General features: G+C 59.6%; 21 protein-coding genes. 14 read left to right on the forward strand and 7 right to left on the reverse strand.

Annotated features, from left to right (window positions below):
• Positions 1–122: 122 nt before the first annotated feature.
• The 6 genes from lpxC (at position 123) to ACHQGU_RS11255 (ending at position 9,896) form a co-directional block, all read left to right on the forward strand.
• A complete protein-coding gene (lpxC, locus tag ACHQGU_RS11230) occupies positions 123–1,103 on the forward strand; it encodes a UDP-3-O-acyl-N-acetylglucosamine deacetylase (RefSeq protein WP_062141666.1) in 981 nt (326 codons plus the stop codon).
• Between the two features lie 91 nt (positions 1,104–1,194).
• Positions 1,195–2,184 (forward strand): outer membrane protein assembly factor BamD, encoded by a 990-nt coding sequence (locus tag ACHQGU_RS11235; protein WP_043553647.1) that lies wholly within the window; start codon positions 1,195–1,197, stop codon positions 2,182–2,184.
• 147 nt (positions 2,185–2,331) lie between these two features.
• The gene (recN, locus tag ACHQGU_RS11240; protein WP_395495064.1) at positions 2,332–4,050 is read left to right on the forward strand and encodes a DNA repair protein RecN; all 1,719 of its coding nucleotides are present in this window, start codon (positions 2,332–2,334) and stop codon (positions 4,048–4,050) included.
• The gene (gene ligA, locus ACHQGU_RS11245) at positions 4,043–6,145 is read left to right on the forward strand and encodes an NAD-dependent DNA ligase LigA (RefSeq protein ID WP_395495065.1); all 2,103 of its coding nucleotides are present in this window, start codon (positions 4,043–4,045) and stop codon (positions 6,143–6,145) included. Before recN ends, ligA begins: the two co-directional genes overlap by 8 nt.
• 194 nt (positions 6,146–6,339) lie before the next feature.
• Positions 6,340–9,009: a pyruvate, phosphate dikinase gene (gene ppdK / locus ACHQGU_RS11250; protein WP_395495066.1), complete on the forward strand. Its 2,670-nt coding sequence runs from the start codon at positions 6,340–6,342 to the stop codon at positions 9,007–9,009.
• 59 nt (positions 9,010–9,068) lie between these two features.
• A complete protein-coding gene (locus tag ACHQGU_RS11255; RefSeq protein WP_062141545.1) occupies positions 9,069–9,896 on the forward strand; it encodes a pyruvate, water dikinase regulatory protein in 828 nt (275 codons plus the stop codon).
• 5 nt (positions 9,897–9,901) lie between these two features.
• Here ACHQGU_RS11255 and ACHQGU_RS11260 read toward each other — a convergent pair whose 3' ends face one another.
• Together ACHQGU_RS11260 and uraD are read right to left on the reverse strand one after the other, a co-directional pair.
• The gene (locus ACHQGU_RS11260; protein ID WP_156470197.1) at positions 9,902–10,279 is read right to left on the reverse strand and encodes a hypothetical protein; all 378 of its coding nucleotides are present in this window, start codon (positions 10,277–10,279) and stop codon (positions 9,902–9,904) included.
• 118 nt (positions 10,280–10,397) lie between these two features.
• On the reverse strand, positions 10,398–10,934 hold the full coding sequence (uraD, locus tag ACHQGU_RS11265) for a 2-oxo-4-hydroxy-4-carboxy-5-ureidoimidazoline decarboxylase (protein WP_062271543.1): 537 nt from the start codon (positions 10,932–10,934) through the stop codon (positions 10,398–10,400).
• A gap of 245 nt (positions 10,935–11,179) precedes the next feature.
• Here uraD and ACHQGU_RS11270 point away from each other — a divergent pair, with 245 nt between their 5' ends.
• Complete coding sequence (locus ACHQGU_RS11270; RefSeq protein WP_253554076.1) at positions 11,180–11,782, forward strand: YigZ family protein; 603 nt, start codon at positions 11,180–11,182, stop codon at positions 11,780–11,782.
• 49 nt (positions 11,783–11,831) lie between these two features.
• On the opposite strand, the gene ACHQGU_RS11275 is transcribed toward ACHQGU_RS11270, so the two are convergent.
• Positions 11,832–12,224, reverse strand: a complete 393-nt coding sequence (locus ACHQGU_RS11275) for a hypothetical protein (RefSeq protein WP_043553642.1) — start codon at positions 12,222–12,224, stop codon at positions 11,832–11,834.
• Between the two features lie 415 nt (positions 12,225–12,639).
• On the opposite strand from ACHQGU_RS11275, the gene ACHQGU_RS11280 reads away from it, so the two are divergent.
• The 6 genes from ACHQGU_RS11280 to ACHQGU_RS11305 all read left to right on the forward strand — a co-directional run bounded on the left by ACHQGU_RS11280 (position 12,640) and on the right by ACHQGU_RS11305 (position 19,290).
• Positions 12,640–14,019 carry a class II 3-deoxy-7-phosphoheptulonate synthase gene (locus ACHQGU_RS11280; protein WP_395495067.1) on the forward strand — a complete coding sequence of 460 codons (1,380 nt, stop codon included), beginning with the start codon at positions 12,640–12,642 and terminating at the stop codon, positions 14,017–14,019.
• A 106-nt stretch (positions 14,020–14,125) separates the two neighbouring features.
• Positions 14,126–15,328 (forward strand): nicotinate phosphoribosyltransferase, encoded by a 1,203-nt coding sequence (locus ACHQGU_RS11285; protein ID WP_082779365.1) that lies wholly within the window; start codon positions 14,126–14,128, stop codon positions 15,326–15,328.
• The gene (locus tag ACHQGU_RS11290; protein ID WP_061502067.1) at positions 15,325–15,732 is read left to right on the forward strand and encodes a hypothetical protein; all 408 of its coding nucleotides are present in this window, start codon (positions 15,325–15,327) and stop codon (positions 15,730–15,732) included. Before ACHQGU_RS11285 ends, ACHQGU_RS11290 begins: the two co-directional genes overlap by 4 nt.
• Before the next feature lie 60 nt (positions 15,733–15,792).
• Positions 15,793–17,124: a glutamate--tRNA ligase gene (gltX, locus tag ACHQGU_RS11295; protein WP_395495068.1), complete on the forward strand. Its 1,332-nt coding sequence runs from the start codon at positions 15,793–15,795 to the stop codon at positions 17,122–17,124.
• 36 nt (positions 17,125–17,160) lie between these two features.
• On the forward strand, positions 17,161–17,802 hold the full coding sequence (locus ACHQGU_RS11300; protein WP_395495069.1) for an isochorismatase family protein: 642 nt from the start codon (positions 17,161–17,163) through the stop codon (positions 17,800–17,802).
• Between the two features lie 207 nt (positions 17,803–18,009).
• Positions 18,010–19,290 (forward strand): lipoprotein pyruvate-formate lyase, encoded by a 1,281-nt coding sequence (locus ACHQGU_RS11305; protein ID WP_395495070.1) that lies wholly within the window; start codon positions 18,010–18,012, stop codon positions 19,288–19,290.
• A gap of 72 nt (positions 19,291–19,362) precedes the next feature.
• On the opposite strand, the gene ilvC is transcribed toward ACHQGU_RS11305, so the two are convergent.
• The 4 genes from ilvC to miaA all read right to left on the reverse strand — a co-directional run bounded on the left by ilvC (position 19,363) and on the right by miaA (position 23,882).
• Positions 19,363–20,382: a ketol-acid reductoisomerase gene (gene ilvC, locus ACHQGU_RS11310; protein WP_062141580.1), complete on the reverse strand. Its 1,020-nt coding sequence runs from the start codon at positions 20,380–20,382 to the stop codon at positions 19,363–19,365.
• Between the two features lie 56 nt (positions 20,383–20,438).
• Positions 20,439–20,957 carry an acetolactate synthase small subunit gene (gene ilvN, locus ACHQGU_RS11315; protein WP_062141530.1) on the reverse strand — a complete coding sequence of 173 codons (519 nt, stop codon included), beginning with the start codon at positions 20,955–20,957 and terminating at the stop codon, positions 20,439–20,441.
• Positions 20,958–21,027: 70 nt separating this feature from the next.
• Positions 21,028–22,842: a biosynthetic-type acetolactate synthase large subunit gene (gene ilvB / locus ACHQGU_RS11320; RefSeq protein ID WP_395495071.1), complete on the reverse strand. Its 1,815-nt coding sequence runs from the start codon at positions 22,840–22,842 to the stop codon at positions 21,028–21,030.
• 38 nt (positions 22,843–22,880) lie between these two features.
• Positions 22,881–23,882 carry a tRNA (adenosine(37)-N6)-dimethylallyltransferase MiaA gene (gene miaA / locus ACHQGU_RS11325; protein WP_395495072.1) on the reverse strand — a complete coding sequence of 334 codons (1,002 nt, stop codon included), beginning with the start codon at positions 23,880–23,882 and terminating at the stop codon, positions 22,881–22,883.
• Positions 23,883–23,912: 30 nt separating this feature from the next.
• Here miaA and serB point away from each other — a divergent pair, with 30 nt between their 5' ends.
• Positions 23,913–24,806 carry a phosphoserine phosphatase SerB gene (gene serB, locus ACHQGU_RS11330; protein WP_395495073.1) on the forward strand — a complete coding sequence of 298 codons (894 nt, stop codon included), beginning with the start codon at positions 23,913–23,915 and terminating at the stop codon, positions 24,804–24,806.
• Positions 24,807–24,815 lie beyond the last annotated feature (9 nt).

Below are 24,815 nucleotides of genomic sequence, written 5' to 3' on the forward strand. Positions count from 1 at the left end.
TCCCGGGCAGCGCGGTTTTTTTATGTAATAGACGGCAATAATGATTGACTCGCCAGAACAGCAGGCGGGCTTTAGCGTTAACCTGCACGTCTTTTAAACCGCGCAGGAAAGAAGCCAGAGCCATGGACAGTCTGCTTATGGAACCCACAAACCGCTCCGCCACGCTGGAGCCCGTTTCTGGCCCTGCCCAGCCCTCTGCAAAACATCTGCCTGCGGTCCAGCATACACTGCACCACGCCATTTCCTGCGTAGGCACGGGTTTGCACACAGGGGCGCGTATTACGCTCACCCTTCAGCCTGCCCCTGCCGGACATGGCGTTGTGTTCAAACGCTCGGATCTGAACGCAGCTCTTCTCCCTGCGCGATTCGATTATGTGGTCGACACCCGCCTCAGCACGGTTCTGGGGGATGTGACCAACCCTGCCAACCGGATTGCCACCATCGAACATCTGATGGCCGCCCTGAATGGCTGCGGGATTGATAATGTTCTGGTGCTGGTCGATGGGCCGGAAATTCCGGTATTTGATGGTTCCGCTGCGGATTTTGTCTTTCTGATGGACTGCGCTGGCCGCGTGGCGCAGGAAGCGGTGCGGCACCGGATTGATGTGCTGCGCCCCGTGCGGGTTGAACAGGGCGATGCGTTTGTTGAACTCAGCCCGGCCCCTGTCCAGAACCTGCATCTGGACCTGAGCATTGATTTCCCGGCGGAAGCTATCGGCAAGCAGACCTTCTCCACCGAACTGACTCCCGCCACCTTCCGGCAGGATCTGGCGCGCAACCGCACCTTCACGCTGCGGCAGGAAATTGAAGCCCTGCATAAAGCCGGTCTGGCCCGTGGTGGTTCGCTGGATAACGCTATTGTTGTGGATGGCCCCGAGATTCTGAACCCCTCCGGCCTGCGCTGCCCGGATGAGTTTATCCGCCATAAAGTGATGGATGCGGTGGGGGATCTGTATCTGGCCGGCGCCCCTCTGCGCGCCCGTTTTACCGGCCACCGCTCCGGCCATTGTCTGAACAACAAGGTGCTGCGCGCCCTGTTTGCAGACCCGGCTGCCTGGCGCTATGTGCCTGCCCATGCGAGCTTTTCTCTCGCTGCGGCGTAAGATGCATTTCCCCAAAATACAAAGAGCGTCTTCATTCTCTTTTCTTGAGCGCCATGCGTGCTATAAGACACGTTCAATTTGAAGAGCCGGAATGTCTGTGAGCCTCATTAATTCTCTTTCCGTTCGCTGCCGCATACGCCGCCTGGCTTCGGCTGGTCTGCTTTTGGGCTTGTCCGGGTGCAGCCTGTTTGGCGGAGGGAAACCCGCTCCGGCTCCTAAACTGGCATCACCGGAAACCCTGTATAATAACGGGATTGATGCTCTGCGGACTCAGCGCTACACGCTGGCCTCTGCCGAGTTTGAGGTGTTGCAGCAGAATTACCCCTATTCTGGCTACATTGCGAATGCCCAGCTGATGGAAGGGTATTCCTACTACCTTAAAGGGAAATACCCTGAGGCCGTGCAGCAGCTGAACCGCTTTATTGGCCTGCACCCTACCAGTGCCGACGCAGCCTATGCCTATTACCTGCGCGCTCTGTGCTTTTATGAGCAGATTGCTGACGTGAAGCGTGACCAGCAGGGCACCGTGGAAGCCATGGATGCGCTGGAAGAAGTCATCACCCGCTTCCCACAGTCTCAATATGCGCGTGACGCCCAGCTGAAAATTGACCTGTGCCGTGATCATCTGGCCGGTAAGGAAATGCTGGTTGGCCGTTACTACCAGCAGGAACGCAATTACGAAGCCGCCATCAACCGCTATCAGCGCGTGATTCAGGATTTCCAGACAACTAACCATGTGCCGGAAGCGCTTGAACGCATGGTCGAAGTCTATCTGGACCTCGGCCTGACAGATCAGGCCCGTAAATCCGGCATCGTTCTGGGCTACAACTATCCGGGCAGCAAATGGTATCGGTACGCCTATAGCAACCTGAAGCGTTACAAGCTGCTCAGCAGCAACTTCCCCATCCCGGGTAAAGTGATTAACGCGCAGCCCAAGCCGCCTGCCGAAACAACGCAGCCGCCCACGGCAGCCGGAACTGCACCTGCTCCTGCGGCCATGGATATCAAGGCCGCACCGGTTCAGCCTGTTAAAAAACAGCGTATTGAACCGCAAGTCGATCAGGCGCCGGTCCTGCGTTAAGCCGAGCGGAATGAGACAAAAACCAGACCCACGCCGGAGCCACAGCCTCCGCGTGGGTTTGTTGTTTTTATAGGCAGACAAAGCGGCGGATGAAGGCTATAAGCCGCAAGAACGTATAGTGAACAGTCTTTCAGACCGGACATCATCATGCTGACAAACCTTTCCATCAGGGACGTCGTGCTGATTGAAGCACTGGATCTTTCCCTGCACGCCGGTTTTACGGCTCTGACGGGTGAAACCGGGGCGGGTAAATCCATCCTGCTGGACAGTCTCGGGCTGGCTCTGGGTGAGCGCGCCAATGCCGGGCTCGTCCGTGCCGGGGCACAGGAAGCCCGCGTAACGGCCAGTTTTGACATCCCGCAAACTCATACAGCCTACGAGCTGCTGAAAGAACAGGGTATTCCGGCAGAAGCGGGCGAACCGCTGATGCTGCGCCGGATTGTCTCTAAGGAAGGCCGGTCCCGCGCCTGGATTAATGACCAGCCGGTTGGCATTACGCTCATGCGCCGGGTGGCGGTCTCTCTGGTGGAAATTCAGGGCCAGCATGAGCAGATGGGGCTGGCCGATTCCAGCACACATCGCGGCCTGCTGGATGCCTATGGTGTGTCCGGCAGCCTGCTGAAAGATGTAGCCCGCGCGTTTGACACCTGGCAGACCCTGAGCCGGGATCTTGAGGCTGCGCGCAAAAGCCTGCATGACGCCGCGCGGGAAGAAGAGTGGCTGCGCCATACGGTAGAAGAACTCAGCACGCTCAACCCGCAAACGGGGGAAGAAGAGCAACTGGCCGTGCAGCGCCACAGCCTGCAACAGTCAGAACGACGGGGCGAAGCTATTGCCGCCGCTCTTTCAGAACTCACGCCGCGTGACAGACGCAACAGCGGCCCGGCAGCGGCCCTCCGTGGAGCAAGCCGCGCTCTGCAACGCCTGCTCCCTGCCCCCACGGCAGAAAAAAACACGATCGATCCTCTGGAAACCCGCACGAACGAGGCGCTGAACGCGCTGGAAAGTGCGGAAAACGCACTGGCCGAGGCAGAAAATCTTCTTTCCCGTCTGGCCGACGATTCTGAGGCCAATCCGCGCCTGCTGGGAGAAATTGAAGAGCGTCTGTTTGCCCTGCGCGCCGCCGCCCGCAAACATGATGTGACGGTGGATGATCTCCCCACCTTTCTGGCCGACCTCTCAGCCCGCCTGACCGCACTGGAAACCGGAGCCACCCAACTGGATGCGCTCGAACAGGCCGTCAAAGAAGCCCGCGCTCAATATGAAGAAGCCGCGACCCGCCTTTCTGCTGCGCGTGAAAAAGCTGCCCGCAAGATGGAACAGGCGGTCACCAAAGAACTCAAACCCATCAAGCTGGATAAAGCCCGGTTCTTCGCCCAAATCCAGCCGCTCACGCCGGAAAACTGGAGCCGGCAGGGCATGGAACAGGTGATGTTCCTGATTGCCGCCAACCCCGGCCAGCCCCCCGGCCCGCTGGCAAAAGTGGCCTCAGGCGGTGAATTGTCCCGCCTGATGCTGGCGCTCAAGCTGGTGCTGGCCGGCCAGTCCGGCATCGGCACTCTGGTGTTTGATGAAATTGATGCGGGTGTTGGGGGCGCGACTGCCGCCGCCATTGGCGAACGCCTGCACCGGCTGGCGCGCTCCGTGCAGGTTCTGGCCGTGACCCACAGCCCGCAGGTTGCCGCCAGTGCCGATGCGCACTTACGCATTGGCAAAATTGTGCGTGACGGGCAGACTGCGACCCACGCAGCCCCTCTCAGCCACGCAGAACGACAGGAAGAAATTGCCCGTATGCTGGCCGGGGATGTGATTACCGATGCCGCCCGCGCCGCTGCCGCCAGCCTGCTGAAACATGAGAATGACTGACTTCCCGGACCTCACCTCCCTCGACGCCACACAAGCCAAAGCCGAACTGACCCGGCTTGCGGACCTCATTGGCCGTTACAATACCGCCTATTATGCGGAAGACGCGCCCGAGGTGAGTGATGCGGAGTATGATGCCCTCCGCAAGCGTTACGATGCCCTGCTGGCCCTGCACCCCGAAGCTGAACCGGAAAACAGTGCAGCCCGCACCGTGGGGGCAACGCCAGACAGCGCGTTTGGCAAGCACCGCCATCTGGTGCCCATGCTCTCGCTGGATAACGTGTTTGATCAGGACGAATTTGAAGCCTTCATCAGCCGCGCCACCCGCTTTCTGGGACTGAGTGAAGACGATGCCGGGAAACTGGCTTTTGTGGCAGAGCCCAAAATTGACGGGCTTTCCATCAGCCTGACCTATGAAAACGGCGTGTTTGTACGTGGCACAACGCGAGGCGATGGGACTGAGGGCGAGGACGTCACCGCCAATCTCCGTACCCTGAAAGATCTGCCGGAACGTCTGCACGGTCCTGCGCCGGAACTGATCGAAATTCGGGGCGAAGTCTTTCTCTCAAAAGAGCATTTTCTCGCACTCAATGCCGCGCAGGAAGAACTGGGCCGCAAACCATTTGCCAACCCGCGCAACGCGGCCGCAGGGTCTCTGCGCCAGCTGGATGCGCGCGTCACGGCGCGGCGACCCCTTTCGCTGTTTGCATACGCCATGGGGTTCTGCTCGGAAAAAGTAACGCTCAGTCACTGGGACTATCTGGAACAGCTGAAAGCGTGGGGGGTCCCGGTCAATCCGCTATCCCGACGTCTGGAAGCTGCCAGCGGCGCGGAAGCATTTTTTGACACGGTCAGTCAGGAACGTGCAGCGCTGGCCTATGATATTGATGGCGTTGTCTACAAAATTGACAATCTCACCTTACAGGAACGACTAGGCTTCGCCGGTCGCGCACCACGCTGGGCTGTTGCGTGGAAGTTTCCGGCGGAACAGGCTGTCACAACCCTGAAAGCCATTGAAATTCAGGTTGGCCGCACGGGCGCGTTGACGCCGGTGGCCCATCTGGAACCGGTCAATGTGGGCGGCGTGCTCGTCACCCGTGCGACTTTGCATAATGAAGATGAAATTGCCCGCAAGGATGTGCGGCCCGGTGACAGGGTGCAGATTCAGCGGGCCGGGGATGTCATCCCACAAATCCTGTGTGTTGTGCCCCCTGGCGCTGACGCGCCGCCCCGGCAGGAACCGTTCCATTTCCCCGACCACTGCCCGGCCTGCGGCGCACTGGCGGTCAGACCGGAAGGCGAAGCCGTGCGCCGTTGCACCGGCGGCCTCACCTGCCCGGCCCAGATTATTGAACGACTAATCCACTTCGTCTCCCGCACGGCGTTTGACATTGATGGCTTAGGCGACCGCAGCATCCGGGAATTTTACGATGCCGGGTTCCTGCATACGCCGGGCGACATCTTCCGCCTGCATGAGCATGCCGATGAGATCATGAAGCGGGATGGCTGGGGAGAGCAGTCTGTCCGCAACCTCATGCAGGCCATTGAGGCCCGGCGCGCCATTCCCCTCTCCCGCTTTATCTATGCGCTGGGCATCCGCCGCGTGGGGGAAAGTAATGCCCGCCTGCTGGCCCGGCATTACGGATCTTATGAGAACTTGATGGAGCAACTCCGCAAGGCCGCCATCATCGGGTCGGATGAGCGGCTGGAGCTGGGGTCCATTACCGGCATTGGCAGCGTGATTGCGGATGATCTGGTCGCCTTCATGCAGGAAGATCACAATCTCGCAACTTTGGCCGACCTGCGCGCCTCCCTGACCATTACGGAGGAAGAGGCCGTCTCGGGTGGGGCACTGGCTGGTAAGACCGTGGTGTTTACCGGCACCCTGCACACCCTCACCCGGCAGGAAGCCCGTGCCATGGCCGAACGGATGGGCGCAAAAGTGTCTGATTCCGTCTCCAAAAAGACAGATCTGGTCATTTTGGGAGAAAAAGCCGGATCAAAAGCCAAAAAGGCAGAAGAGCTTAAAATTGCCACTTTGGATGAGGCCGGCTGGAACGCCTTTTGCGCCGGTGAGCAGACTGATTTTTCTGCCTGACATGCCAAAAAGAGTCGTTGCCCGGACAAAAAATCTGCGCCATGCTATCGGGTAGCGAAGGGGTGGAATTCGTCGTCCAAAATAAAAATAAAATTTCGACCGCAGACCTGCCTGTTTTCCCGTTAGTTCCCCCTCCCCCTCTCGTACGGGGTAAATAAGGCTTCTGCGTTCGCAACAACAAAGTGAACGGCAACATGACCAAGTGGATCTACAGTTTCGGCGCAGGCCAGAACGACGGCAACGCCGGAATGCGCAATCTTCTCGGCGGCAAAGGCGCGAACCTCGCCGAAATGTCTAACATCGGCCTGCCGGTGCCGCCCGGATTTACCATCACCACTGAAGTCTGCTCCGCCTTTTATGAAAATGGCCGTAAGTATCCAGATGACCTGAAGGCGCAGCTGGATGACGCCATGACCCGCGTGGAAAAGGCGATGGGTCTGCGCTTTGGTGATGCGGACGCACCGCTGCTGGTGTCCGTGCGCTCGGGCGCTCGTGTTTCCATGCCCGGCATGATGGACACGGTGCTGAACCTCGGCCTGAACGACCAGACGGTTGAAGGGCTCGCCCGTTCTTCCGGCGATTCCCGCTTCGCGTGGGACAGCTACCGCCGCTTTATCCAGATGTACGGCTCAGTCGTGCTCGGTGTCTCTCATCATCGCTTTGAAGATCTGCTTGAACAGACCAAGCGTGAACTCGGCAAGCATGATGACACCCAGCTGACAGCCGAAGAATGGCAGATGGTCCTCAAGGGCTATAAGGACATCGTGCTGAATGAAACCGGCACACCCTTCCCCGAAGACCCGCAGGACCAGCTCTGGGGCGCGATTGGCGCCGTGTTTGGCTCCTGGATGAACCCGCGCGCCAACACCTACCGCAAGCTGCACGATATTCCGGCAAGCTGGGGCACGGCTGTTAACGTGCAGTCCATGGTATTCGGCAACATGGGTGAAGACTGCGCCACCGGCGTCTGCTTCACGCGTGATCCGTCCACGGGTGAAAACGTGTTCTACGGTGAATATCTGATCAACGCGCAGGGCGAAGACGTGGTGGCCGGTATCCGCACCCCGCAGCCCATGGCAGCTGAACGCGCAACGCCTGACCAGAACCCGATGGAAAAGGCCCTGCCGGAAGCCTATCAGGAAATGCTGAAGGTGCGTGACCTGCTGGAACGTCACTACAAAGACATGCAGGACATCGAGTTCACCGTGCAGAGCAATACGCTCTACCTGTTGCAGACCCGCTCCGGGAAGCGCACGGCCGCCGCAGCGCTGCGCATTGCCATCGACATGGCGCAGGAAGGCCTGATTACCAAGGAAGACGCAATCTCCCGCGTGCCGCCTGCGTCTCTGGACCAGCTCCTGCATCCGGTTCTGGACCCCAAGGCTGAGCGCAAGCAGCTTGCTCGTGGCCTGCCGGCCTCCCCCGGTGCAGCCACAGGCGTAATCGCCTTCTCCGCAGAAGATGTGGAAGACCGCGCCAGCAAGGGCGAGGACGTCATTCTGGTCCGTATCGAAACGTCGCCGGAAGACGTGCACGGCATGCACGCAGCGCGCGGTGTGCTGACCACCCGTGGCGGCATGACCTCTCACGCTGCCGTTGTGGCGCGTGGCATGGGTCGTGTTTGCGTCGCTGGTGCTGGCAGCATCATGGTGGACTACAAGGCACAGACCCTGACGGTAAACGGCCACACGCTTAAAGCGGGTGACTGGCTAACGCTGGATGGCGGTACGGGTGCCGTCTATCTGGGCCGCGTGCCGACCATTCCCCCGACGCTGTCTGGTGACTTCTCCACCCTGATGGGCTGGGCTGACTCCGTGCGTCGTCTGGGCGTGCGCGCCAATGCGGAAACGCCGGAAGATGCCGAAACGGCCCGCCGCTTTGGCGCGGAAGGTATTGGCCTGTGCCGCACGGAGCACATGTTCTTCGGCCCGGACCGTATCGGTCACGTCCGCCAGATGATCATGACGGAAGAAAAAGACGCCCGCGCCAAAGCGATCGGTGCTCTGCTGCCGTTCCAGCGGGATGACTTTGCCGCTCTGTTCCGCATCATGGCCGGGCTGCCCGTCACCATCCGTCTGCTGGACCCGCCGCTGCATGAGTTCCTGCCGCATGGGGAAGCGGAACTGAAAGACGTTGCGAAGGCTCTGGGTCAGGATGTGGAAGCTCTGCGCGCGCGTCGCTCAGCTCTTTCCGAATCCAACCCGATGCTGGGGCATCGTGGCTGCCGTCTGGGCATCAGCTACCCGGAAATCTACGCCATGCAGGTGCGGGCCATTACGGAAGCCGCTCTGGCCGTCTCTAAGGAAACGGGCAAGGCTGTGATCCCGGAAATCATGATCCCGCTTGTTGGCACCAAAGCCGAGCTGGATCTGGTCCGCAAAGCTAGCGAAGCCGTGATTGCGTCCGTTCTGAAAGAACAGAACGCAACGCTCGACTATCACATTGGCACCATGATCGAGCTACCGCGTGCAGCCATCACGGCGGATAAGATTGCGGAAAGTGCTGACTTCTTCTCCTTCGGCACCAATGACCTGACGCAGACGACACTCGGCCTCTCCCGTGATGATGCCGGGTCCTTCCTGCCTGAATATGTGGAAAAAGGCCTACTCCCGCAGGACCCCTTCATCTCCATTGATCAGGAAGGCGTTGGCGCTCTGGTGCGCATGGGCGTTGAAAAAGGCCGTGCCACCAAGCCGGATATCAAGCTGGGCATCTGCGGTGAACATGGTGGTGACCCGCTCTCCATCTCGTTCTTTGAATCCGTGGGGCTGGACTACGTCTCCTGCTCTCCCTTCCGAGTACCCGTCGCGCGGCTGGCGAGCGCACAGGCCGCTCTGGCTGCGCGTAAAGCTGTCAAAGCCTGAACAACAAAAGCGTGGCTGCCTCCTTCACAGGGGGCAGCCACGGCCTTGTGTGACCAGACATGCAGCAAAATACCATAACCCTTCATCTTGTTTCTGAAGCCACTGGCCAGACGCTGGATGCTGTCGCACGGGCCTGTATTGCCCAGTTTCCCAACACAGATGTGCGGCTGCGCCACTGGAACCTGATCCGCTCGCGCCTTCAGCTCCGCCGCGTTCTGCGCCATATCGCGCTGGACCGCGGCCCGGTGATGTCGTCCCTGACAGACCCGGCCTTACAGGCTGATATGGAAGCCGGGTGCGCCAGCCTTCAGGTGCGCCTGCTGGACGTACTGGATAATGCCGTGACGTTCCTGACTGAAGAAACGGGCGAGACCGCCACCCGGCATCCCGGCGGCCAGTATATTATGGACGAGAACTATTATCAGCGGATTGAGGCCATGCATTATGTGCTGGCCCATGATGACGGGCAGGAAACAGATGACCTGAACGACGCTGATCTGGTGCTGGTTGGGGTCTCACGCGTTTCCAAAACGCCAACCTGTTTCTATCTGGCCAACCGCGGCATCAAAGCCGCCAATATCCCGCTGGTCATGGGCATTGAGCCACCGCCAGCTCTGTTCAAGCTGAAATGTCCGGTCATTGGTCTGACGATTGACCCGGAAACGCTGATCGAAATCCGCCGGACCCGTCTTTCCCAGATGATGCCGAACAGCCGCCACATCGAGCCCTCAGCGGACTACGCGTATATCGATCTGGAAAAAGTGCAGGAAGAACTGCGCTGGGCCCGCCGCCTGTGCCGACACCATAACTGGCCGGTTATTGACGTGACCCGACGCTCTATTGAGGAGACGTCAGCCTCCATTCTGGATCTGACGACGCCTCAATAAGCTGTTCAGTCTTCCAGTTCGGACGCTTCCAGTCGCTGCACGCGAATGGCCTGCCCCTGTGCATTGTAATAAATAATGCTGCTGCCCCGGCGTTCGGCATAGCCATCAGGCTTGCCGTCCTGCGTCCAGAACAGCAGGCGGTTGGCATCAGCCTGTTCCTGCACCTTGTCCCCTGCCGGGCGATAGCGGAACTTGCTGAAATCCTTATGCGCACGCGGCAGCGGCGGCTTGGCGGCCAGATGGTGCATATCCGGGCCTTTATGGCCTTCTTCACCACCGTCATCGTCATCATCCGCCAGAGCGGGAGAGACTGTCAGCACTGGCAAAGCGACAGTCCACAGACCAGCAAACAGAACACACCCTTTACGGAACCACTGTGCCATAGCGCGTTGACCTCCCGCGTCCAAACTGCCTCAAACCTGCCGATCTTTGCCCGGTTTTAAGCCAGTGCGCAATGCAGGAGCGCCATAGCACATAACCGCCCGGAGGCGATTCCGCAGATCAGTCGCTCTCTTTTGCTGCCAGCTTCTGGAAAATGGCTTCAAACTCAGGATCTGCAAAGCGCCCGACTTCCCGGAACGCAATAGCCTCTTCCACTTCCGGCTCATGCCGCAGGCGCTGTTCCAGCAGCTTCATCACACCCTCCGCCGTGTTGCCCTCGGCATAGAGAATGAAGGGCATATCAAACCGTTCATGATACGACTTGTTCAGGGAACGGAACTGCGCAAATTCTTCAGGCGACAACTGATCGAGCCCCGCAGGCGCGGTTGTGCCGGAGATAATCTGCTCACGCGGAGAGGCCACCGCCACCACACTGTCCAGCCCCGGATAAGACCGCAGAACCCGCAGGCGTGCTTCTTCCGGCGCGCCACGCACCATAGCCATCATCGTGCTTTTCAAGCCCGAATAGTCTGAAAACGGCCGGCATTCATAGGCTTCTTCCGCCGCCCAGGGGGCGTCCTTGAAAACAGACCCGAATGTCGCAACAAACTCAGAGCGGCTCATGGCGTTGATCACGCGCATCACGGACTCGTTCATACAGATATGTCTCCGTTTCAGTCCTGCTCTGGCAGGTCTGGCATATTCCATTCTTCCCCATCCGGTGCAGACCCGGCCTGAAGCAGTCCCTACCAAGATGGGAGGCTGAGGGAGAACAAACAACGCCTGCCAGCACCTATCGTTCATGCACAGCATGCACGGCGCGACAGATGCCCTTTAAATGCCTGATTTTTCGCCTGCGCGGGCCTTGTCGGCCCTCTGGCTGGCCCTTTATCATGCGCGCCATGACGGAAACACTCACCGGCCCGTACACCTTGGAACGGGAGATCAAAAAAAGCCGGTTTGTGGCCAACGCTGCACCTGTGCACACTATTGAAGACGCAAACGCGTTTATTTCAGCCATTATCGCAGCAGAACCGGATGCCACCCACCATTGCTGGGCCTGGCAGGTTGGGCCGCATTGCCGCTGCCATGATGCCGGTGAGCCCTCCGGCACGGCGGGACGGCCTATTTTACAGATGATTACGGCGCAAAAGCTGGATCTTGTCGCCATCGTCGTCACCCGCTGGTTTGGCGGGATCAAGCTTGGCGCGGGCGGCCTTGTGCGCGCCTATGGCGGCACAGCAGCCGAATGTTTGCGGGAAGCCCCGAAAGAAGAGCTGATTGAGCGGATCCGGCTCAGTTTTCATTGCCCGTTTTCGCTTCTGTCCCTCATGCAGGCCCGCATGCAGGACTGGACGGGAACAGAGAGCGCACCCCCTGAGTTTGACAGCACGGGCGCACAGATTGTGCTCACCCTGCCTGCGGAACAGCAGGAGATGATCACACATCGCATTCAGGATTTAACCAGTGGCCAGACCACAGTGGCCGTCGTGGAGGAGGATTAGAAGCCCCGCCCGCACTTCTTATGCAGGCAGGCTTCACGCCACAACCATATTAGCGGGGCGTAACCCAGCCGTTCCCGGTGGAATCCCCAAGCTGGCCAGAACCATAAGGGCCACTGCTTTCATACGCAGAGCCATAGCGGGACAGGTCAGAACCCGTCACGGCATCACGATGCACTTTTGCCAGATGGTCAGGGTCAGCGCCGTGATTGAATTCCATGGACGGCGCATCCTGATAGCCCGGCGGCAGGCTACGGTGACCATGCACAGTCTTCTTTTCGGCAGATTTCTTGCCGGACTGAGAAGACGCGTCATCCCCGAACGAAATGTTGTCATCAGGCGTCAGTGCCGGGTCAGCATGAGCAGCGGACAGGCCCGTCGCCAGACTGAAACCAAGGCAAAGCCCGGTGAGCAGAAGTAAAGATGGTTTACGCAGCTGCGCCATTGCGCGTCACCCCGCGAAAGAAATGAACCATAACCTGCACTCAGAGACACTGGCGCGGGCGACAAGTTCTCAGTATCGCACCAACCCGCGAAAAAATCCAATCAGCTTTCATCACATCCTGTTCTGCGGCCCCCCGCCTGCCAGACCAGAGCTATCATGCTGGAAACATTGGAAGTCTGCCGTTCCGGTTCACTCCCGGAACAGCCATACGCCAGCCACACGGGCGCCATTCCCCATACGCAATACGTATTGCAGTCATTAAAGAACGATCCCATTTTCCCTTAAGAAAATTTGCGTATTGCGGCGGTTTTAGACATAAAGGCACCCCTTCACGCTTACTGAACGTGTAAGGCCCTTCCTTTTTCCATCAGGCCTTCCCTTTTTTATCTCCAGTATGAACAGACAGGATCGACCCATGAGTGCCTCGCTCAACCAGCCCCACCCGACGTCTAAAGCCTGGATGCCGGATAGCTGGCGGTCGTTTCCAGTCCGGCAAATGCCCACCTATCCGGATCAGGGCGCCGTCAAAACGGTTGAAGGCCGCCTGAGCTCCTATCCGCCGCTGGTGTTTGCCGGTGAAGTACGCCGCCTGCGTGCGCAGCTTGCAAAAGCTGCCAAGGGTGAAGCCTTTGTTCTGCAGGGCGGCGCCTGTGCGGAAAGCTTTGGTGAATTCAAAGCCGATGTGGTGCGCGACACCTTCCGCGTTCTGCTGCAGATGGCGGTTGTGCTGACCTTTGGTGCGAAAGTACCGGTCATCAAACTGGGCCGTATGGCGGGCCAGTTCGCCAAGCCGCGCTCATCCGACACGGAAAAGCAGGGTGATGTGACGCTTCCATCCTACCGTGGCGACATCATCAACGGACCGGAATTCACGGCTGAAGCCCGCATCCCGGACCCGCTGCGTATGGAAACCGGGTACTTCCAGTCCACCGGCATCCAGAACCTGCTGCGCGCCTTCTCTCGCGGGGGCTATGCCAACCTGCATGAAGTGCATCGTTGGAATCTGGGCTTTGTGGAACGCTCTCCGCTGGCAGACCGCTACCGCGTGATGGCCGAACGGATTGGCGAGACGCTCTCCTTCATGCAGGCCTGCGGGATTGACGCAGCCTCCGCCCCGCAGGTGGATGAGACGGAATTCTACACCTCGCATGAAGCCCTGCTGCTGCCATATGAGCAGGCTCTCACCCGCATCGATTCCACATCTGGCGAATGGTATGACTGCTCCGCACATTTTGTGTGGATTGGTGACCGCACCCGCCAGCCGGACGGCGCGCATGTGGAATTCCTGCGTGGCGTGCGCAACCCCATCGGCATCAAGGTTGGCCCCACCACCACCATTGACGATCTGGAACAGCTTCTGGAAATCCTGAACCCGCAGGATGAAGCCGGGCGCATTACTCTGATCTCCCGCATGGGCGCTGAAAAGCTGGGCAACCACCTGCCGCAGCTGATGCGCGCTGTGAAAGGCACGGGCCGCACCGTGACCTGGCTGACAGACCCGATGCACGGCAACACCATCTCCACCTCCCACAAGGTGAAGACGCGCTCCTTTGATGCCATCATGAAGGAAATCAAAGGCTTCTTTGATGTCAGCAAGGCTGAAGGCGTGCATGCCGGTGGCGTGCATCTGGAAATGACGGGCCAGAACGTGACGGAATGCGTGGGTGGTGCAAACTGCCTGACGGAAGATGATCTGGGCAGCCGCTACGAGACCTTCTGTGACCCGCGCCTGAATGCGGAACAGTCTCTGGAAATCGCTTTCCTGCTGGCGGAAGAGCTGACCGGCAAACGCTAAAATCTGACTGACTGGTCTGTGATCACAGAACCGGGGGGTGCCTTTACCGCACCCTCCGAACAGACCATCATCCGTGCACCAAAAACCGGAACGGAGCGCTGAGAGTATGACGCATTCCCCCCAGGGCACGGATGCGCCCGGCCTGACAACGGCTTACACATCGGCCCCGCTGCCCGACGCGACCATTCATGCGCGGACGGATTCCTACTTCAATCGCACGCGGGAAATTGTCTCCCATTTTGGCGATTGTCAGGTGACGTATGCTTTCTTCATCCGCCGTCCGGTCATTTCCGCACCGGGGCTAATGCTGGAATGGCTGAAAAACGTCATGGCAGAACGCAACAGCCCTTATTCGGTCGATCTGGTCCACCCGGAAGGCGACTGGGTGGGTGCGGGTGAGCCGCTGGTCTATATCACCGGCTCTTTCACCCATCTGGCGGACCTGGAAACGCTGCTGCTGCAAAAACTCGGCAGCCCGTGCGTTGCAGCCCATCGGGCCTATCAGATTGCCATTTCCTTACCCCAGACCAGATTTCTGGCCATGGATGCGCGCCACTGTGCCGGGTTCGAGATGCAGGAACTCATGGCTTATGCCGCTTCCGTTGGTGGCCGTGCCGCACAGCGCGACGGCGCGACGGGCTTTGTGGGCACCGCGAACGACGCCGTAGCGCCCTTCTTCGGCACCAGAGACGGCGCAGGCACCATGCCGCACGCCCTGATTGGCTATGCAGGTTCGACTGTTCGTGCGGCGGAAATGTTCCACGAGATGTATCCCGACGCGACGCTGGTCGTGCTGGTGGACTATTTCGGGCAGGAAATTACGGATGCGCTGGCCGTCTGCCGTCGCTTCCCGCACCTTGCGGCAGAAGGGCGTCTGGCCATGCGGCTGGACACCCACGGTGGCCGCTTTCTGGAAGGACTAAACCCGCAACTCTCCTACGCCGTGCTGGACCGGCACGCACCGGAGTCGTTGCGCCGCTATCGCTCAGATTCCGAACTCCGCTATCTGATTGGCACAGGCGTCTCCGCTGCTGCCGTCTGGCGGATGCGGGATGCGCTGGATGAGGCGGGCTTCCCGCAGGTGAAGATTATCGCATCCTCTGGCTTTGGCGTGACCAAATGCGCCTGTATGGCGGATGCGCGGGCACCCATTGATATTGTCGGCACCGGATCTTTTATCCCCGACCGATGGAACGAAACCTACGCCACAGCCGATATTGTCTCCTATAACGGCGTGGAACGCGTAAAAATCGGGCGTGAGTTTCTGCTCCCGTCCGCACAGAAGACACAGAAAGGCAAAGAGGCATGACGGACACCCCCTCCCCCGAGGACAAAACGTGGCGCGTGCGCATTCTGGATCTGTCCGGCGGTGCGGAAGATAATATTTCTGAAGAAGTCGGCGGCTTTCATGATCTGGCCCACGCCAACGCCTTTGCCCGCACCTATGTGCGGGACAGCGTGGAGCGGTGCCGCATGCCCGGTTCTTCCGCCAAGGATGTGCTGACAGCCTGGATGAGCTTTGGGGAAGACGCCCTTGTGATTGATGCCGGAGACAGTGGCTGGTCTTCCGCCAACGAACTGGATGACTTTGCCGCCACCCGCGCCACCCCGATGGAACGCGACTGGCGCGCTCTGGACCCCCGCCGTCTGGTGGAAGATGAAGACGCCGACGAGGACCTGCCCGGCGAGCCGGAAGAGCCTTCTTTCCACTAAACCCATTCTACACTCTGGCGGAGGCTGGTATTTCGCCTCTGCCCACGGCATAGAGACCCCATGAAGCTTCGTTTTGCGCCCAGCCCCACCGGCATGCTGCATGTCGGCAATGCCCGTCTTGCTCTTGCTAATGCTCTGTTTGCCCGCCGCCACGGCGGCAGCTTTCAGCTCCGTATTGATGATACGGACACCGAGCGGTCCCGCGAGAGCCACGTTGAGGCCATCCGCACGGATCTGACGTGGATGGGCATTACGTGGGATGAAACCTTCCGCCAGACCGAGCGGCTGGACCGCTACGCGCAGGCTATCAAGAAGCTGAAGGCCTCTGGCCGCCTCTATCCCTGCTTTGAAAGCGAATATGAACTCGCCGCCAAGCGGGAAACGCAGATCCGCCAGCGCCGCGCCCCGGTCTATGACCGCGCCATGCTCAAGCTGACGCCAGAGCAGCGTGCCTCCGCAGAAGCCAACGGCAAGGTGCCTTACTGGCGCTTCAAACTGTCCGATACGGTTGTCCGCTGGCGCGATCTGGTGATGGGCGATTGTCAGGTCAAACTGCCATCCGTGTCCGACCCGGTTCTGGTCCGCACCGATGGCACCGTGCTCTACACGCTGGCCTCTGTGGTGGATGATCTGGAAACAGACGTCACCCACATCATCCGTGGTGAAGACCATGTGACCAATACTGGCGTGCAGCTGGATATTGCAGAAGCCCTCGGTGCCCGCCCCGACCATTTCCGCTTTGCCCATCTGCCGCTGCTGCTGGATGAAAACGGCGGCAAGCTTTCCAAACGCTTTGATGCACTCTCTCTGCGCACCCTGCGGCAGGATGGCATTGAAGCCGAAGCGCTGATTTCCTATCTGGCCCGCCTCGGCAGCTCGGATGATCCGGTTCTGCTGCCGTTTGCCGAGCAGGCAGCGGTGTACGATATTTCTCACATCTCCCGCTCTGCTGCGCGCTTTGACACGCACCAGATGCTGGGGCTGAACCACAAGCTGCTGGGCCAGCTTCCGTTTGACGCCGTGAAGGACCGTCTGCCGGAAGGTGCGACCGAAGCCTTCTGGCTGGCCATCCGCGGCAATCTCGATCTGCTGTCCGAAGCGCGCCTGTGGCACACCGTGACCGATGGCACACTGATCCCACCCGTGCAGGAAGACGAACAGGACTTCCTCAAACAGGCTGCGGACCTGCTGCCTGCGGAACCGTGGGACACCACAACATGGAAAGCCTGGACGACCGCTCTGCGTGAGCAGACAGGCCGCTCCGGCAAAGCTCTGTTCCGCCCCCTCCGTCTGGCTCTGACAGGTGAGGAACATGGCCCGGAACTCGGCGACCTGCTGCCTCTGATTGGCCGCGCCCGCGCCCTCTCCCGTCTGGTTCCCGGAAACGCCTAAAGCCCATCACGGCTCCTGCAGAAGAGGATGTGTCCCATGACATCAGGCTCCCACCCTCTTCTGCACACACCCGTACCAGATGCAGCAGACCTGACACCCCGGCCGTCTGACGCGCTGCTGGTTATTGACGTACAGAATGATTTTCTGCCCGGCGGCGCGCTCGCCGTGCCTGAAGGCGATGCCATTCTGCCCGTTATCGGAAAGCTGCTCCGGCTCCCCTTTGGCCTGATTGTCACCTCGCAGGACTGGCACCCGGCGCAGCACATCTCTTTTAAAACAGCGACCCCGGCTGGCAAATGGCCGCCCCATTGCATCGCACACACGCAGGGTGCCGCACTGGCCGCTGACCTGGCCCTGCCGGCCAACACACTGGCCGTCTTCAAAGGCACGCAGGCCGATCAGGACAGTTACTCCGCGTTTGGCGGGAGAGACGCGCAGGCAACATCACTGGCCACCCTGTTACAGCATCACGGCATCACCCGTGTTTTTGTGTGCGGACTGGCGCTTGATTACTGCGTGCAGGCTTCCGCGCTGGATGCCCGCACAGCAGGCTTTCAGACTGTGGTCATTACAGACGCCTGCCGGGGCATTGCTTCAGACCTCACGCCAATTCTCGTCAGGCTGCAAGACGCTGGCGTAACGCTTTGCTCTTCCGCACATCTCATGCCTCGCCTCTAACGGCTGCCTTTCTGGCTCCCACACGGCGCAGCTGGAATACGGCGTGCTCCCGCCTGACACGAAGCGTATGCCCAGCTCCTGGCCGCCAGCTCCCTCGCACTTTCCAGATTAAACACTTTCCAGCTTTCGGGCCGTGACAGCCTCTGGAACATCAGGCACTCTTTCATCAGTTTTGATCAAATCAGTGTTCGACAGTCCGGAAGCCGTATGTTGCCGCCTCTCTCCCGCCGCTCTTTTGGTCTTGGCCTGACCGGCCTGCTGGCCGCCCCACGTCTTGCTGAGGCTTCAACGCCCATCATGACTTCTGATGTGCCGCCCCCTACGCTGGAAGTCCTGAAATGGGCTCCTGCCACACGGGCTGCCCTGCAAAGTGTGATGGATGCACACGGCCACTATTCCGAAGGGTATGATGCCAACCAGCGCCCCTATGCGGTGTTTGACTGGGACGAGACCGCCATTGTCGGCAACGTGCAGGAAACCCTGTTCCATTTCATGCTGGAGCATTTCAGCTTTCTGCTGCCTGCCGAGCAGTTCCGGCACCTTCTACATGTAGGCGGCTCAGACCATCCTCTCCCTGCTCCGTTTAAAAATCTCGCTGGTCAGCCCATTATTTTTTCCGAGCTGATACAGGATATTCTGGAGGACTACCGCGCCCTTGCCGCGCATTACGGCCACATGCCGCACCCGCTGCCGCGAGAAGAACTGGCGGATGATCCTGCCCTGCAGGCCTTCCGGGCCAGAATGGCGCTGTATCACCAGGCCCTGCGCGCCACACATGGAGAGGAAGTGGCTCAGCGCGGGCTGATCCGCTTGCTGGCAGGCCAGACCGTGCAGGATGTTGTCGCCCTCACCCGTGCGGCCAATGAGAGCGCGCTTGGCCAGTCCATTGAGCGCGTCACGTGGAAAAGCCCTGTCACTCGCCCCGGCAGAACCGGCCCGCTCAGCGTGACCATCACGCAGGCCCTCCGCCTGACACCGGAAATGGCGGACCTGTTCCAGATTTTGCAGGAACAGGGCATCGACCCGGTCATCTGCACATCCTCGCTGGAAGAAAGCGTCGCCATTTTCGCAACGTCAGCTGAATATGGCTACAATTTACGCCGCGAGCATATTTTTGGCGCGCGCCTCACCCAGCATAAAAAGCTGTATGGAACCACTGAAGAAGCGAATTACCCCTTCCCGTTCGGCGTTGGCAAAACCACAATCCTTCGCACCCATCTGGCCCACCGCAAACAGCCGCCGCTGATTATTTTTGCAGGGGAAGACAGTTCGGGCCACCTGCTCTCAGCCTTTCCGGAAACGCGGCTGTGTTGCCTGATCAACCGCAAACAAACGGCGGACATGCAGCCCTTCCTGCAAGAAGCCGTTAAACAGCGCGGCACTGCAACCCCGCGCCTTGTGCTACAAGGGCGCGATGAAAACACCGGGGAATGGCGTCCGGATGAAGCCAGTATCTTTCTGGGGGAAACCAGCCCCAGCCTGCCTTAAGGCATAGAAAAAGGGCCTGCCGGATTAACCGACAGGCCCTTTTTTGAAGCAAACCAGAAGCTGGCTGTCTTCTTAGTTCTTGGTTTTGTCAACCAGACGGGATTTTGCAATCCACGGCATCATGCCACGCAGTTTTGCACCAACAGCTTCAATCTGGTGGGCATCGTTACGAGCGCGCGTTGCCTTGAAGCCAATGTTGCCGGACTGGTTTTCCAGAATGAAGTTCCGGACGAACGTGCCGTTCTGGATGTCCGTCAGAATGCCTTTCATGGCCTTCTTGGTTTCCGGCGTAATCACGCGCGGACCGGACACATATTCACCATACTCAGCCGTGTTGGAGATGGAGTAGTTCATGTTGGCGATACCGCCTTCATAAATCAGATCCACAATCAGCTTCGTTTCGTGCAGGCACTCGAAGTAAGCCATTTCCGGGGCGTAACCGCCTTCAACCAGCGTTTCAAAGCCAGCGCGGATCAGCTCGACCAGACCACCACACAGAACAGCCTGCTCACCAAACAGATCAGTTTCAACTTCTTCCTTGAAGCTGGTTTCGATCACGCCTGCACGGCCGCCGCCAATAGCAGAAGCGTAGGACAGAGCGATATCCAGAGCGGAACCGGACTTGTCCTGAGCAATTGCCACGAGGCAGGGCACGCCGCCGCCACGCTGGTATTCAGAACGCACCGTGTGGCCGGGGCCTTTCGGGGCGATCAGGAACACGTCCAGATCCGGGCGGGCTTCAATGATACGGAAGTGGATGGCCAGACCATGAGCAAATGCCAGAGCGGCACCCTGCTTCAGGTTCTTTTCCAGAGACTCCTTATAAAGAGCGCCCTGCCCTTCATCCGGCGTCAGCACCATCACAACGTCAGCCCATGCGGCGGCTTTGTCCGGCGTCATGACCGTAAAGCCAGCCTGCTGTGCCTTTTCAATCGCGGAAGAGCCTTCACGCAGGCCGATCACGATATCCTTAACGCCGCTGTCTTTCATGTTGTTGGCGTGGGCGTGGCCCTGACTGCCGTAACCGATAACAGCAACTTTTTTGGATTTAATCAGATTCACATCAGAATCGCGGTCGTAATACACACGCATTGTCATATCGTTTCTTCCTTATTCTGTCAGAGCGCGGACGCTCTGCTCTTTCACCTTCAGAGGGACTGAATCGTCTGGGGGCCGCGGCAGATTGCGGCGACTCCGGTACGGGAGACCTCAACTAGCCCAAGCGGACGCATCAGCTCGATGAAACTGTCAAGTTTATCGGTAGACCCCGTCAGCTCGAACACGAAGGACGAGGCCGTTGTATCCACCGCCCGCGCCCGGAACGCCTGCGCAATGCGCAGCGCCTCGGTACGGGGTTCGCCAGAGGAGACAACTTTGATCATCGCCATCTCACGCGCAACATGCGGGCCATCTGCCGTCAGATCCGCCACGCGGGAGACCGGCACCAGCCGCTCCACCTGTGCCTTGATCTGCCGGATATCGGCCGGGGTGCCGGTGGTTACAATGTTCACACGGGACTGCTTACCATGCTCGTCCACCGGAGCCACCGTCAGGCTGCGGATATTGTAACCACGGCCGGAGAACAGGCCGACAATACGGGCGAGTGCCCCGCTTTCATTATCGACCAGAAGAGAGATGACCGCAGAGCCGGGAGCTTCCTGCTGCATTGAAAAAATTCCTGAAAACACGCCAGAACAAGCCGTGCGCTTCACACGGCGAAGAAGGAAGGAGGGGCAATCAGACGAGCATCATGCCCTCACGCGTGACCTTTGCCCCGCGTTCTTCCTGGTCCGGACCAAGGATCATCTCATTATGCGCCGCACCGGACGGGATCATGGGGAAGCAGTTTTCCCCTTCCGTCACGCACAGATCCACAACCACCGGACCATCATCCTCCAGAGCAGCACGAATGGTGTCATCCAGCTCTTCCATCCGCGTAGCCCGCAGGCCTTTGGCATGGAAGCTTTCTGCCAGCTTCACAAAGTCCGGCAGGGCATCACTATAGCTTTCGGAATAGCGAGACCCGTGCAGCAGTTCCTGCCACTGGCGCACCATGCCCATATAGTGGTTGTTGATAATGAACAGCTTAACCGGCAGGCGATACTGCGCGATGGTGCCCAGTTCCTGAATATTCATCAGGGTGGACGCCTCACCGGCAATATCCAGCACCAGCGCCTCCGGGTGTGCAATCTGCGCGCCAACGGCTGCGGGCAGGCCGTAGCCCATGGTGCCGAGACCACCGGACGTCAGCCAGCGGTTCGGGTCATCAAACCGGAAGAACTGGGCCGCCCACATCTGATGCTGGCCAACTTCAGTGGAGACATATGTGTCCCGGCCAGTCTCACGCGCCAGCTCATAAATCCGCTGGATGGCCTGCTGCGGCTTGATGACAGCATCCGGGGCCTGATCCTGCGAGAACCGCAGGCAGTCCAGCGCACGCCATGCTTCAATCTGCTCCCACCATGCGGCGAGATCGGGCTGATGGGCGTAAGCGGGTTCTTTTTCCCACTCTTCGATCATCATTTCGATAATCCGCCCGGCGTCGCCCACAATCGGCTGATCAACGGGGATGATCTTGTTGATCTGGGACGCATCAATATCGGCATGGATCTTGAAGGAATCCGGGGAGAACGCATCCACCCGGCCCGTCACGCGGTCATCAAACCGGCTGCCCAGAGCAATCAGCACGTCACAACCATGAGTAGCCAGATTGGCCTCATACATACCGTGCATGCCCAGCATGCCCAGATACTGCTGATCGTTCCCCGGATAGGCCCCAAAGCCCATCAGCGTGGAGGTGATGGGAAAACCCGTCAGCTTCACCAGCTTGCGCAGGTTTTCACAGGCCTTCGGGCCAGCGTTGATCACCCCGCCACCCGTATAAAACAGCGGACGACGCGCCTTTTTCATGGCAGCGACGGCGCGTTTCACGGCCTCACGGTCCGGTTCAGCCGTGCCTTTGGCAACGCGCATTGGCGTCTGGCTGGCTTCAACATACGGGGCATCACCCACCGTGATGTTCTTGGGCAGATCAATCAGCACGGGGCCGGGGCGGCCAGAGCGGGCAATCGTAAACGCCTCATGCACCGCAGGGGCCAGATCTTCCGGCCGGCGCACCAGATAATTGTATTTCGTCACCGGGCGGGTAATGCCTGTGGTGTCAGCTTCCTGAAAGGCATCATTGCCGATCAGGGAAGAGGGCACCTGCCCGGAAAGGCAGACCAGCGGAATGGAGTCCATCAGGGCGTCCAGCAGGCCGGTCACCGCATTGGTGGCACCGGGGCCGCTGGTCACCAGCACAACGCCCACCTTGCCGGTAGAGCGGGCATAGGCTTCCGCTGCATGCACGGCAGCCTGCTCATGCCGCACCAGCACGTGGCGAATACGGTTCTGTTTGAACAGAGCATCGTAAATCGGCAGCACTGCGCCACCGGGATAGCCGAAAATAACTTCCACACCCTGCTCATCTAGCGCGCGCATAAGCACTTCCGCGCCCGGAAGGGTCTGCGGTTTCTGTGCATCGGGTGCTGAAGAGGCGGTTTGCGGTGTCATCTTATCCTGTTCTCCCATGGAGGGGCTGGGCCGCATCTTTAGGGAACCTGTTGGCAACCGTCAATCCCGGAAAGAATAAAAGAAATAATTTCGTGCCATTTTCTTTCCGAAAATTTCTCAAAATCCGGCATACACATATCAAGATCGTATGTGAAACCAGATTGCGTCAGGGCATGATGCGCAAACCACGTCGCCTGACGCCGCGTATAACGGCCAGTTGCAAGGGTCGCGAGGCGGATCGCCTCCTCTTCCGACATCTCTCCGCGCAACATGGCCGCAAGTTCCGGCACGCCATGCGCCCGCATGGCTGGCAGGGCTGGGTCCAGTTTTTGTAATAACAAAGCACGTACTTCTTCCACCGCGCCATGCTGCATCATGGCTTCAAACCGCAGAGCGATTCTCGCACGCAGGTCTGGGCGGGGCGGCAACAGACGCAGGGCAATAAACCGACACGGCGCAGGTGGCAGCCCCGGCTGAGCCTGCCACCATGCCAGACTCCGACCCGTCCCCCGCCAGACCTCCCACGCACGGGAGACACGCTGCGAATCAACCGGCTGCAAGCGGGCTGCCATCTGCGGGTCCACCTCCGCCAGCCGGGCATGCAGAGCGGGTGCGCCTTCCTCCGCCACCAGCGCGCGGGCTTCCGTCCGGGCGGCTTCCCCACAATCGGGAATTTCCGCCAGCCCGTCGGTCAAAGCGCGCATATACATCCCGGTGCCACCGCACAGAATGGGCAGGCGGCCCGCAGCCCATGCCTCTTCCATGGCGGCAAGCGCCTGCGTGCGCCACCAGGCCACGCTGCCTTTTTCCGCTGCGGGGAGAACACCATAGAGGCGATGCGGCACTGCCTGCTCATCCGCCGCGCTCGGGCGGGCCGTGAGCTCATGCAGGTCTTTGTACACCTGCATGGAATCCGCATTGATAATGGTGCCACCGAGTTCCTTCGCCACCGCAAGTGCGAGAGCGGATTTGCCCGAACAGGTCGGTCCGGCAATGATCAGGGCCGGGGGTTGGGTTGTCTGGTCTTCCGCTTGCTTCATGCGGGCATTCCTGTCACACACCGATCTGAAATGATGAGCTTTGTTCTGACACTTGTCGCACAACGCGACGCCACCACCCTTGATAACGCCACCATTGCCCTTGCGCGGGATGCTCTGGATGGCGCACGGGACATCACCGTTCTCTCACCCGAAGAAGCGGTTGATATCCCCTGCCCCACCACAGCAGCAGAGCGCCTGCCTGCCCTGCATGCTGCACTGGAAGGCCGGGCGATTGATGCGGTCCTGACACATCAGGCCAGCCGACGCAAACGCCTGCTGGTGTCGGACATGGACAGCACGATCGTGGCGAATGAAACGTTGGATGATCTGGCTGCGCATGCGGGCATTGGTGAGAAAATTGCCGCCATTACCACCCGCTCCATGAACGGTGAGCTGGATTTTGCCACTGCCCTGCGCGAACGCGTGGCCTTGCTGAAAGGCTTTCCATCGGCTCTGCTGGAAAAGGCGTGGAAAGATGTCACGCTGAACGAGGGTGCTAAAGAAATGGTGCAGACCATGCACGCGCACGGGGCGCATACAGCCCTTGTGTCCGGCGGCTTCACCTTCTTCACGTCCCGCGTGGCAGGTCTGTGCGGCTTTGATGAAGACCACGCCAATACGCTGATTGTGGATGAGGCTCAGGGTATTCTGACGGGTGAAACCGGGCACCCGGTTCTCGGGCCGGATACCAAGCTGGCTCTGCTGGAACGTCTGGCCGCTGAGCATGCCATCCCGCTCGTGGAAACACTGGCGATTGGGGATGGAGCGAATGATCTGCCGATGCTGAAAAAGGCCGGTCTGGGGCTGGCCTTCCATGCCAAGCCGGTTGTGCGCAAAGCTGTGACTGCGCAGATCAACCAGACATCACTCAGGACAGCCCTGTTCGTACAAGGCTACCCTGTCTCGGCTTTTTCAGGCACATAAGACGAAGAC

The sequence above is a fragment of the Acetobacter sp. KSO5 genome (genome assembly GCF_044094635.1).
Taxonomy (GTDB): domain Bacteria; phylum Pseudomonadota; class Alphaproteobacteria; order Acetobacterales; family Acetobacteraceae; genus Acetobacter; species Acetobacter cerevisiae.